6 protein-coding genes and 1 pseudogene are annotated in these 11,726 nt (G+C 74.1%); 4 read left to right on the forward strand and 3 right to left on the reverse strand.

The genetic code is table 11. The features are described from left to right. Window positions 1-81 precede the first annotated feature (81 nt). The 4 genes from AC07DU_RS26995 to AC07DU_RS27010 all read left to right on the forward strand — a co-directional run bounded on the left by AC07DU_RS26995 (window position 82) and on the right by AC07DU_RS27010 (window position 9,206). Window positions 82-882 carry an ABC transporter ATP-binding protein gene (locus AC07DU_RS26995; protein WP_479114127.1) on the forward strand — a complete coding sequence of 267 codons (801 nt, stop codon included), beginning with the start codon at window positions 82-84 and terminating at the stop codon, window positions 880-882. 126 nt (window positions 883-1,008) lie between these two features. Then, window positions 1,009-6,861: an FxSxx-COOH system tetratricopeptide repeat protein gene (fxsT, locus tag AC07DU_RS27000; RefSeq protein ID WP_479114129.1), complete on the forward strand. Its 5,853-nt coding sequence runs from the start codon at window positions 1,009-1,011 to the stop codon at window positions 6,859-6,861. A 3-nt stretch (window positions 6,862-6,864) separates the two neighbouring features. Beyond that, complete coding sequence (locus tag AC07DU_RS27005; protein WP_479028021.1) at window positions 6,865-8,148, forward strand: CHAT domain-containing protein; 1,284 nt, start codon at window positions 6,865-6,867, stop codon at window positions 8,146-8,148. A 41-nt stretch (window positions 8,149-8,189) separates the two neighbouring features. Beyond that, window positions 8,190-9,206 carry an alpha/beta hydrolase family protein gene (locus AC07DU_RS27010; RefSeq protein ID WP_360900831.1) on the forward strand — a complete coding sequence of 339 codons (1,017 nt, stop codon included), beginning with the start codon at window positions 8,190-8,192 and terminating at the stop codon, window positions 9,204-9,206. A gap of 135 nt (window positions 9,207-9,341) precedes the next feature. Here AC07DU_RS27010 and AC07DU_RS27015 read toward each other — a convergent pair whose 3' ends face one another. The 3 genes and pseudogenes from AC07DU_RS27015 to AC07DU_RS27025 all read right to left on the reverse strand — a co-directional run. Continuing rightward, a complete protein-coding gene (locus tag AC07DU_RS27015) occupies window positions 9,342-10,619 on the reverse strand; it encodes an NAD(P)/FAD-dependent oxidoreductase (protein ID WP_479114131.1) in 1,278 nt (425 codons plus the stop codon). A gap of 155 nt (window positions 10,620-10,774) precedes the next feature. Beyond that, window positions 10,775-11,500, reverse strand: coding sequence for a response regulator transcription factor (locus AC07DU_RS27020; protein WP_479114133.1), 726 nt, complete (start codon window positions 11,498-11,500; stop codon window positions 10,775-10,777). Next, window positions 11,497-11,726: pseudogene (locus tag AC07DU_RS27025) on the reverse strand (sensor histidine kinase); the annotation flags it as partial. The gene AC07DU_RS27020 and the pseudogene AC07DU_RS27025, both read right to left, overlap by 4 nt.

An 11,726-nucleotide genomic window follows, 5' to 3' on the forward strand; every position in this document is an offset into this window, starting at 1 on the left:
TCAGAAGGTTGCGGCGCGCGGAATGCGCGGCACCCGGCCCCGGGGGCACCCGGCGGACAACTCGACGGGGGAGCACGGACCATGAAGGATCATCAAGAAGCCGCGCCAGGCGCATCGGCCCCACCGGCCACATCGACTGCGACGACTGCGCCGGGGCGCGGGGGCGACGGCACGCCGATCGTGGTCGTCGACGACGTGCACCACAGCTTCGGCCGCGGACCGCAGGCCGTCCACGCCCTGCGCGGCGTCTCCTTCGAGGTCCGCCGCGGCGAACTCACCGCGCTCCGCGGCCGGTCGGGCTCCGGCAAGACCACCCTCCTGAACCTCGTCGGTGGGCTCGACACCCCGACCGGCGGCCGGATCACCCTCGACGGCACCGACCTGGCGGCGCTGGGCGAGCCGGACCTGCTCGCCCTGCGCCGCGACCGCATCGGCTTCGTCTTCCAGTCCTTCGGCCTGATCCCCGTCCTGACCGCCGCCGAGAACGTCGGCGTGCCCATGCGCCTGCGCCGCGTCCCCGCCAAGGAACGCGAGGAACGCGCCCGGACCCTGCTCGCCCTGGTCGGCCTCGCGGACCACGCCGAGCAGCGCCCCGGCGAACTTTCCGGCGGCCAGCAACAGCGCGTCGCGGTGGCCCGCGCCCTGGCCAACGACCCCGACCTGATCATCGCGGACGAACCCACGGGCCAGCTCGACTCGGAGACCGGCCGGTCGATCATGGAGCTGCTGCGCGCCGTGGTGCACAGCCAGTCCGTCACCGTCCTCGTCGCCACCCACGACCCCCACCTGATCGAACTCGCCGACCGGGTCGTGGAACTGCGCGACGGCCGCATCCACGCCCCGGCGGATCACGGGGGGAGCACCGCGCCGCAGAACCCATGACACCACGTCAGGCTCCTCGTTAGTATGCCGAGGGGAGTGCGTTCGTGGAGCCCCGCCGGCTTCGAGGAGCCCTGACGGCTTCGACGCCCTGACGGCTTCGGGGACGAGCGCGGCAAGGGGGGCCATGTGATCACGGCTGAGCGGTTACACCAGTGGAGGGCGGCCGAACAGCCCGACTCGGACGTCCTCATGGGGCGCCGCTCACAGGCGCCGGCCGAAGCCAACGGCAACCCCCACACGGAGCGCCGGGCCAGCGTCCCGCCCGAAGCCGTCGCCGCCGCCACCACGATCGACGCCCCACCGGGCATGGACAACCTGCCGCTCAGCGGCACCGAGACCTTCGTCGGCCGGACCGACGACGTGGCGAGCATCGAGCGGGCCCTGCGCCTGGGCGAGGGGATCATCACCCAGCCGCAGACGCTGCACGGCCTGGGCGGCGTCGGCAAGACCTCGCTCGCCCTGCGGTACGCCCGCACCCACCGGACCGATTACACCCTCGTCTGGTGGATCGTCGCCGAGAGCCGCGAACAGGTGGACGCCGCCCTCGCCGACCTCGCGGTCCTGCTCCACCCGAGCTGGGCCCTGCGCGCACTGCCCGACCAGCAGACGGAATGGGCGATCCTCTGGCTCCAGTCGCACGACGGCTGGCTCCTCGTGTTCGACAACGCCGAGAGCCCCGCCGACCTCAACCCCTACCTCGGCCGCCTCCACGGCCACGGGCACCAACTCGTCACCAGCCGCCGCGCCGACGGCTGGCGCGAGGGCGCGCAGGCGCTGCGCATCGACGTGCTCGCCGCCGAGCCCTCGGTGAACCTGCTGTGCCGCCTGGCGATGCCCCACGGGGAGCCGACCGCGCAGCAGATCCGCGAGGCCGACGCCCTGGCCACGGAGCTCGGCCACCTGCCCTTGGCGCTCGCGCAGGCGGGCGCCTACCTGCGGCACAACCGCATGACCTTCGCCGCGTACCGGGCCCTCCTCGCGCAGGCCCCCACCAGGGTCCTGGACGCCGCCGGTCGCGGAGAGGACGCCGACCGCACCATCGCCCGGATCTGGCGCACGACCTTCCGGACCCTGGAGCGGACCGCCCCACTGGCGGCCACCCTGCTCCACACGCTCGCCTGGTACGCCCCCGAGGCCGTGCCGCTCGCAGCGCTCTCGGTACCGCTGGACACGCGGCCGCGCAGCGCGCGGGTAGCCGCGGTCCGCACGGCCCTGCGGCTGCTCGCCGACTACAACCTGATCACGCTCACCGACCAGGACGTCACCGTTCACCGGCTCGTCCAGACCACGCTGCGCAGCTCCGTCCCGGCGTCCGGCCCGGCGCACGCCAGCGGCCGCGCCTCCCTGCTGAGGACCGGCCGTGAGTGGGCCGAGGCGGCCCTCGTGCAGGCGTTGCCCGAGGGGCCGCGCACCGAGGGCCCGGTCCAGGCACGCTGGCAGGAGATCCTGCCCCACATCCAGGCCCTGGCCGCCGCCGCGCCTCCGCCCGGCCGGCCGCCCCGCGAGGAGACCGTCCGGCTCTACGAACGGGCCGCACGGGAGCTCATCGAGCGCGACCAGAAGACGCTCGCCGTCACCCTGATGGAAGCCGTGGTCGACGGCCTCACCCAGCTGCGGGGGCCGGACGCCCCGGCCACCCTCGACAGCCGCGACACCCTCGCCGACGTGCAGAGCACGGACGGCGACCCCCAGAAGGCGGTGCAGTTGTGCCGCAGCCTGATCGCCGACCGGGCCCGCCTGCTCGGCCTCGACGATCCCGCCACCCTCGCCACCCGGCACACCTACGCGTACGCGCTGCGCAAGGCCGGCGACCACCAGGTGGCGGTCCGCGAGTTCGAGGCGGTCGTCGCGGACCGCACGCGCGTCCTCGGCCCGGACCACCCCGACACGCTCGACAGCCGCGACGGCCTCGCGTACGCCCGCCAGACGGCGGGCGACCACCGGCGGGCCGTCGCGGACTACGAGGCCGTGGTGCGCGACCGTACCGCCCTGTCCGGTGCCGACGCCGCGCCGACGCTCGACAGCCGCAGCAGCCTCGCCTACGCGTGCCTGGACGCCGGAGACCACCAGCGAGCCGTTCTGCTGTACGAGGAGGCGATCGCCGACCGGGCCCGCGTCCTCGGCGCGGATCACGCGGATACCCTGACCAGCCGTGGCTGGCTCGCGCACGCCCACCGGGTGGCCAAGGACTTCGCCGCGGCGATCGCCGCACTGGAGTCCATCGCCGCGGACCGCGCACGGCTCCTGGGCGCGGAGCACCCCGACACGATCGGGACCCGGGCCGACCTCGCGTACGCACGCCAGTGCGCCGGCGACGCGCGGCGGGCGGTGCGGGAGCTGGAGACGATCGTCGCGGACCGTGCGCGCGTCCAGGGCCCCGACCACCGGGCCACCCTCGACGACCGCGAGAAGCTGGCCTCCGCCTCTCGCGAACTGGGCGACCACCAGCGCGCGATCGCCCTGTACCGCGAGGTGGTGGCCGACCGCACGCGGATCCAGGGCGCGAGCCATCCGGCCACCTTGAAGACGCGCGACAGCCTCGCCTTCGCCCATGGCGCGGCCAAGGAGTACGCGCGGGCCGTGCGGCTGCTCAAGGCGCTGGTGTCACGCCGCACGCGCACCCAGGGCGCCGACCACCCCGCCACCCTCGACGCGCGCGACAGCGTGGCCTACATGTACCGCAAGGCGGGCGATTACGCCCAGGCCATGGCGTGGTGCGAGCCGGTCGTCGCCGACCGCGCGCGGGTGCTGGGCGCCGACCATCCCGACACCCTGGACAGCCGCAGCGCGCTGGCGTACATCCTGCGGCTCGCGGGACGGTTCGACGCCTCCGTGGCCGAGTTCACCGCCCTGGTGGCGGACCGCACCCGCGTCCTGGGCCCCGATCACACGGCCACCCGCGGTGCGCGGATCGGCCTCAACTACGCGCGCGACCTGGCCGGTGACGTGGCCGGAGCCCTCGCCGGTTTCGAGGAGCTCCTCGCGGACCACACCCGGGCACTGGGGCCCGACCACCCCGACGTACTGAACATCCGGGCCTGGCTCTCCTTCGTGTGCCGCCGCGCGGGCGACCACCGGCGGGCCGCGGCGCTGGACGAGCGGCTCATCGCGGACCGGGTGCGCGTCCAGGGCCCCCGGCACCCCGACGTGTTCGACGCCCGCGAGTCCCTGGCGCTGACGTGGTGCGACGAGGGAGACGCCCGCCGGGCCGCGGAACTGCTCGCGGAGCTGGCCGAGGAGCGCGAGCAGGTCCAGGGGCCCGACGACTCGCGCACGCTCAAGACCCTCGACAACCTCGCCGAGGCCTACCGCAAGGCGGGGGACCACCACCGCGCCGTCACCCTGTTCGAGTGGCTCGTCGAACGGTCCGCGCGGGTGCGCGGCGCCGATCACGTCGACACCCTGCTGTGCCGCAACGGGCTCGGTTTCGCCCTCCAGAGGGCGGGGCGGTACGCGGAGGCGGTGCGGGAGTACGAGGCGCTGGTCGCGGACCGCACACGGGTCCAGGGGGCCGACCACGCGGCCACGCTGGTGTGCCGGTCGAACCTCGCCTACGCCTGCCGTGACGCCGGTGACCAGGCCCGTGCCGTCGCCCTGTACGAAGAGCTGGCCGAGGACTGCCGCCGGGTGCACGGCGCCGACCACCCCACCACCTTCCGGGTGCGGCTGGACCTGGCCCTGGCCCGCGGGGCGGCCGAGCAACACGATCGCGTCGGCCCGCTGTTGGAGAGCCTGCTGAGCGACCAGCTCCGCGTACGGGCCGCGGACCACACGGACACCCTCCTCACCCGGGAAGTGCTGGCCGGGACGTGGCTGGCCTCGCGCCGGTACGCCGACGCCCTGCGGGAGTACGAGGCGCTGGTCGCCGACCGCACCCGCATCCAGGGCGCGGACCACGCCGCCACCCTGACCAGCCGCACGAACATCGCCCACACCCACTGGCAGGCGGACGCACCCCGCAAGGCCGTCGACGTGTTCCGGCGGCTGATCACCGACCTGACCCGGATCCACGGCCCCCGGCACCGGCGGGTCCTCGGCGTCCGCCGGGATCTGGCCGGTGCCCTCAACGCGGCCGGTGAGCACCAGCGGGCGGTGGAGCTGTACGAGGAGGTACTGGCGGACCTGGTGGGGATGCAGGGAGCGGACCACGTCGACACCCTGCTGTGCCGCAACGGCCTCGGTTTCGCCCTTCAGCAGGCGGGGCGGTACGGCGCGGCGGTGCGGGAGATGGAGACGCTGGTCGCGGACCGCACCCGGATCCAGGGCGCGGACCACGCGGCCACGCTGGTGAGCCGGTCCAACCTCGCCAACGCGTGCTGCGACGCGGGCGACCCGGCCCGTGCGGTCGCGCTGTACCGGACGGTGGCCGACGACTCCCGCCGGGTGCACGGCCCCGACCACCCCAGCACGCTCCGGGCACGGCAGCAGCTGGCCAACGCCCATCGCATGGCCGGCTCCTACCCCCGTTGCCTCGCCCTGTACGAGGAACTGGTCGCGGACCGCGGCAGGGTCCTCGGCGCGGACCACACCGACACGCTCGCCACGCGGCAATGGCTCGCCTTCTCGCACCGGCACGCCGGTCAGTACCGGCGGTCCCTGGAGCTGTACGAGGAGGTGCTGGAGGACACCGTACGGGTGCTGGGCGCCGAACACGTCGACACGCTGGCGTGCCGGGGCGGACTGGCCATCACCCGCCGGCTGCTGGGGCAGTACGGGACGGCGCTGCGGGAGGCCCAGGCGCTCGTCGCGGACCGCCGGCGGATCCAGGGCGCGGACCACCCCGACGCGTTGACGAGCCGCTCCAACCTGGCCCTCGTCTGCCGGGAGGCCGGGGACCACGCCCGGGCCGTGACGCTGTACGAAGAGCTGGTCGACGACTGCCTGCGGGTGCACGGCCCCGGCCACCTCGACACCCTGGACGTCCGCAGCGCGCTGGCCCTGTGCCTCGCCACGCTGCCCGACGGCCCGTCCGACGACGCGGTCTCCCGGTGCGAGCGGCTGGCCGACGACCACGTCCGGGCGCTCGGAGCCGATCACGAGGAGGCCCTGGCCAGCCGCGAGCGACTGGCTTACGCGTGTCTGCTGGCGGGCGACGCCGACCGTGCGATCGCCCTGTTCGAGAGCGTCATCGCCGACCGTTCGCGGATCCTCGGCCTCGGCCACCCCGACACGCCGCGGGGCGTCGGCGAAGCCCACCAGCGCGGGCCGGGCGCGCTGGCCACCGTGATGGCGTACCGGGACCGCATGCAGGACCGCAGCCACCCCACCGCCGTCGACGCGCTCGCCCGTGCCTACGGGGAGGCGGGCGACTGGGAGCGGGCGGTGGCGCTGTTCGCGGCGATCACCGACGGGCGCGCGCAGGTCCTGGGGGAGACGCACCCCGACACGCTGGAGAGCCGCACCGGCCTGTTCCTCGCGCGCGCCGCGGCCGGCGCCGGCGACGGCCCCGTGGCGGGCGCCCGTCTCACGGCGGCCTGGGAGAGGGTGCTGGGACGCGACCACCCCCGGCTCCGGGAGGTACGGGAGCGGCTGGCCGCGTCCCACCCGTCGTGGACGGTGCGGTTACGGCTGCTGGCCGACGAGGTGAGCGTCGGGGCGGCGGTCGGCGTCGAGGTCCGCCTGGAACGGTCCGGGGAGCGGGAGACCGGGCGGGCGGGGTCCGACGAGCCGCGGGCGCGGACGGAGCAGCCGCCCGGACAGGCGGGGCCGTCGCCGTCACAGCCCCTGCCCCTGCTGCTCCTGGTGGCCGCGACCCGCTCGGCGGCGACGGTGGAGCCCGCGGTCGCCGAGTACGTCTCGGGAGGCCGGCCCGCCGTCTTCGTCTTCACGGCGTCCGAGCCCGGCGAGCACCGCCTGCGGCTCACCGTGTACGACCGGGACATGGGCGTCGTACTCCAGGACGTGGAAGCCGGCATCGACGTGACGGCGGACGACGGTTCCCATGACGCGTGCGACGCACGTGGCCGCAGGAGGAAGTGAGCAGTGACCCGAGAGCTCTCCGTGGACGTGCTCCACAATCCGTCGCTCGATTTCACGGCGCTGCCCCCGCGCCAGCGCCGCCCCGACAGTCCGGTGCGTACCAAGCCGCCCCTCGACCTCGTGGTGATGCTCCGCCAGCACAGCCCCGAGCGGCTGCACTTGTCGGCCTTCCGCACCTCGCAGCGCACTCCGTACCACGGCACGCCGAACGCCTACCTCACCGTCTCCGGGGGCGAACTCCTGCGGGCAGCGGCCCGGTTGCGCAGCCTTTGGAGCAGCCGGCTGGTCCACTACCAGCCGCTGGACGCGGACGGCATGCCCGCGGGCGGTCACCCCTTCAGCGACGAGGTGGACCTGTCGGCGCACGCCGAGCTGTCCCACCGTCTGACGCAGGAGCTCGCCGACGAGGGGCAGTACCTCCTGGAGCGCCTGCTGGAGGGAACGGACCGCGCGATGACCGACCTGCGCGCCTTCCTGGTGGGCACGCTCACGGGGGAGGAGGGGCTGCGCGTCTCGTTCGACTCGGACCTGCACCTGCCGTGGCCGATGCTCGCCGTCCCGCCGCCCGAAGGGGCCCCGCTCCTCCAGGGGTTCCTCGGCTACCGGCACCAGGTCGAGCAGACCGGTGCGCAGGCCTTTCCCCGTACCCAGCGCGAGGTCCTGGCCCGTGCGCTCCCCGTCACCAGCCTCAACACCGACGTGATGCTCGACACCGTCGGCCGGGCCCCCGACGTCCGCAAGCTGCTGGAGGAACGCTCCCAGCTGACGGTGCGGACCGACTCGGAGGAGCTGCTGGGCGATCTCGCCGCGCCCGTCCTGCACGACGACGTCATGTACTTCTGGTGCCACGGCGCCTTCGTGGAGAACGGATCGCCCCACCCCCACCTGGCCGTCAAACTCTCCGACAGCCAGCCCATCGACGCCGATCTGGTCCTGCTCAAACGCCGTCGGCACACCGCGTCCGGCGACGCGCTCTTCCGCCCCTTCGTCCTGCTCAACGCCTGTCACACGGGTCAGACGGCTCCGGAGCCCGGGATGAAACACCTCGGCGCGGCGCTGGTCAACCTGGGGGCGGACGGGGTCATCGGGCCGCAGTTCGACATACCCCAGATCTTCGCCTCCGAGTACGCCCTGGAATTCCTGGACCGCTATCTCAGCGGGGACAGCACGGCGGGGGAGATCACTCTGGGGCTGGTCCGCTGGTACGCCGACCGCTTCCACAACCCGCTGGGCCTGGCCTACTCGGTGTACTGCGGCATCGACAGCAGACTGGAGAAAGCACAGTGAAGCAGCCCCCGCGGCCCCCGCGGTCTCCGCAGCCTCCGGCGGTGACGCCGACCGTCGTACACCTGGACGAGAAGGGCAGGCTGATTCCGGCCGGGGCCTCGGCGCCCGTCCGCCCCGATCGGCTGGCCGAGTACCTCGCCCGCGAGGTGCGCATCCCGGAACGGGCGAGCGACGTGTACGTCTACGTGCACGGCTGGCAGACCCCCGCGCACACCGCGGCGCGCAGTGCGACCCGGTTGCTGCGCCAGGCCCAGGAGCTGACCGCCGCACGGCCGGACCTCTACCCCGGGCTCGCCGCCGGGTACCGGCCGTGGTGCGTGGTCGTCTGCTGGCCGTCCTCCAGCCTGCCGGGCCCCGCCGGCTACCGACGGATCCGGGAACGCGCGCACGCCATGAGCAAGCCGGGGACCGGACAGGCCGGCCACGTCCTGGGCCATCTGCTGGGCTACCTGGACGCGCACCGGACGGATCCCACCGACGCCGCGGTGCTGCGCAACCGCAACGGGCAGTACCTGCACCTGCTCGGGCACTCCTTCGGCGGACGGTTCCTGTGCGAAGCGGTCCAGGGGGCGGCCGATACGCCGTCGGGGCCCCGGGTGCTCGGCTGGCGCAACCCGGCCGACCCGCGACGGCCGTTCACGGTGGACAGCGCCCTCGTCTTCCAGATGGCCGCGCCGCGCAACAGCTTCGACACGATGTTCCCCGCACTGTTCCCCACGGACGAGCGGCCCGCCGCACCTCTGCAAGGACCGCTCGTCCTGACCCACTCCCGGTGGGACCGGGCCACCGGTTTCTGGCACCTGAGGGCCGAGGGCGCTCCCGGAATCGGCCACTCCGGGGTGGGCACGGCCCCGGTGCCGCAGTACTCCACGCGGATGCTGACGGTCGACGAGCCGTACACGCGCCGCCTGCTCGACCACCGCATCGTCAACGTCGACGCCGACTGGCGCTTCCGGGGCAGCCGGGTGAGCCGCCTGTCCCCGGCGGGCTCGCACTCCGACTTCCACCACCCCGAGTCCGCACACCTGCTGGCGAGCCTCGCGTCCCTCTCCCGCTGACCGACCGCGCGTCCCGCTGACCGGCCGCGCCTCGCGCTGACCGACCGCGCGTCCCGCTGACCGGCCGCGCCTCGCGCTGACCGGCCGTGCCTCCCGTTCGCCGGCGCCTCCCGTGCGCCGGCGACCCGTCGGAGCTCAGCGGCCGTCCGCACCGCCCGCTCGCGCAGGCGCTGCGCGATGCCTGAGGTTGACGGCCGAAGCCCGGGCCAGGGCCACGGGGTTCAGGAAACGGAGCGGACCGATCAGGCGGGATCCGAACCGGTGCATGTGGCGCGCCAGCGATGCGTCGCGCGCCGCCGCCGAGAACATCAGCCGCTCCACGGGATTGAACGGACGAGACGTGGCGAAGTCGGCGGCCAGCTGCTGGTGACCGCGCAGCCGGCGCCGGTGCGTGCGTGCGTACACCGCGAGCGCCCCGTCGAGGTCGCCCCGACCGGCCGCGGCCGGGGCGACCGCCTCTGCCAGCCACTGCGCGGACTTCAGGGCCCACCCGCATCCCACCCCCCACAGGGGGTCGCCGGTGAGGGCGGCGTCGCCGATGAGGGCGAGGCCCGGGGCGGTCGGCCGGCGGCTGTGGAGCGGGTAGTCGACCAAGCCGATGATCTTCGTGATGCGCTCGGCGGAGTCGATGGCCGGCGCGTCGGGCAGGGCGCGGACGAAGGCGAGGAAGCTGCCCTCCAGGTCCTCCCGGAAGGCCGGCAGCCGCTTCTTGTCGGGAAGCACGGCGACGACCGTCACCCCGTCGTCGTTGGGGAACGCGTAGGCCATGTCGGGTTCGAGGAACCAGGTGTGGGCGCTCTGGCCGGGCAGCGCAAGGCCGCGGAAGTGCGCGAGGTAGCCGAACCGCCCGTTCTCGTGCAGTTGGGCGGGCACCCCGGCCAACTTCGCCACGGCCGAGTCCTTGCCGTCGGCGCCGACCACCAGCCGGGCCCGGATCTGCCGATCGCCCTGGCGGGTCGAGGCGCGCACTCCCACGGTCCGCCCGGCCTCCCGGATCAGCCCGTTCACCTGGTGACCGAGGAGCAGGTCGACGCCGGGGGTCTGCGCCGCATGGGACCGGGTCAACGGATCGAGGGTGCTGCGCCGGATGTTGTACGCGTACGGGAGCTCGGGACCCTCCGGCGCCGCCCTCGGCTCGATCCAGCCCCAGCGGGTGTACCAGCGGGCCGTGTTGCGGACGGCTCCCGCCTTCTCCAGGGCGGGTATGAGGCCGAGCCCGTCCAGCACCGGGTAGGCGTTGGCCGTGAGGGAGTGGGTGCACAGCACCTTGTACGCCTCGGGGTCCGAGCGGCGTTCCAGCAGGGCGACGCGGACACCGCGTCGAGCGAGCAGGATGGCCGCGGCGCTGCCGGCGAGGCTGGCTCCGCTGATGACGACGTCGTAGTCGTGTCCCGCGCTCTCAGGGTCGGTCATGCGCTGATCGCTCCTTCGGGGTGGCGTGCCGTTCCTGGAATGGTGCAGAGCCACTGCTGTCAGGTGCATGACGCATTGTCAAGCGGGGTGACCGGCTGACGCCTGCTCAGGCGCACCGTGGTCCGATGTCCCGACGCCCCCTGCGCGGAAGCCGGTCAGCCGGCGAAGCCCGGGACCACGAGACCGGACTCGTACGCGATGACGACCGCGTGGGTCCGGTTCTGCGCGCCGAGCTTGGTCAGCACGCTTCCGACGTGGGTCTTGACGGTCTCCAGGCTCACCGTGAGGGACTGCGCGATCTCCGGATTGGACAGCCCCGTGGCCATCAGGCGCAGCACCTCCTCCTCCCGGCCGGTCAAGGCGGCCCGCGGCAGGGCCTCGGCGGAGCCCAGCGGGCGGGGGGCGACCATGCGGCCGAGCGCGGCCGGGAAGAGGACCGCTTCACCCGCCGCCACCACCCGGACCGCCTCGGCGATCCGGCGGACCGGGAGGCGCTTGAGGACGAAGCCGCTGGCGCCCGCACTGAGGGCGGCGGTGACGTATCCGTCGTTCTCGAAGGTGGTGATCACCACGACCTTCGGCGGGTCGGCCGCTTCGGACAGGAGCCGGCGGGTGGCGTCGATCCCGTTGAGGCGCGGCATCCGGACGTCCATCAGGACCACGTCCGGCCGCAGGCTGCCCGCCCGTTCGACCGCCTCGATGCCGTCGGCGGCCTCGCCGACCACCGTGATCCCCGGCTGTGCGGAGAGCAGCATGCGCAGGCCGCTGCGGGTCACCTCGTCGTCGTCCGCGATCAGCAGGGTGACGGCGGGGCCGGTGACGGCTGCGGGGCCCGTGTCCGCGGTGCCGGCCGTGCCGTTCCCCGCGTCCGATCCGCTCACGCGGCCCCCCGTACGGGCAGCTGGACGGCGAGGCGCCAGTGGTGCGGTCCGTCCGGGGCGGAGTGGAATTCGCCGTGGAGCAGTCGGACGCGTTCGGCCAGTCCGGACAGGCCGTGGCCGGAGGTCGGGAAGGTACGCGTGCGTGCGCCGGTTCGGTTGATCACGGTGAGGGCCAGTCCGTCGGGGGTGGCCGTCACGTGGACCTGGATGGGGTCGCCGGTTCCGT

The sequence above is a fragment of the Streptomyces sp. NPDC045695 genome (genome assembly GCF_056432025.1).